This window comes from Arthrobacter sp. SIMBA_036, assembly GCF_046535135.1.
GTDB lineage: Bacteria > Actinomycetota > Actinomycetes > Actinomycetales > Micrococcaceae > Arthrobacter.
The window spans coordinates 1-241 of sequence record NZ_JAWRXG010000421.1; the positions used below are offsets into that span (position 1 = coordinate 1).

Here is a 241-nt window from a genome sequence, read left to right on the forward strand (position 1 = left end):
AGCAGCAACGGCGCCTCATGGGCGATCTTCGGCGTGGCAACGGGCGTGCCGATGAACGGCTTGAGGCCGACGGCGAATGCAATCGCAAACATCAGCACATTGCCGAAGATCGCAACCGAGGTGAAGACAATGGATCGCAGATCGCCGAGCGCCAGGGCGGCATAGATCTCTTCCTTGGCGAGGAAGCCGAAGAAGGGCGGCAGTCCGGCCATCGAAATCGCGGCGGCAAGGGCTGCGGCGC

At 63.5% G+C, this 241-nt stretch carries 1 protein-coding gene; it reads right to left on the bottom strand.

Translation table 11 applies throughout. The features are described from left to right. Nucleotides 1–241: hypothetical protein (locus SB659_RS20385; protein ID WP_410551747.1), on the bottom strand; the 241-nt coding region annotated here is incomplete at both ends.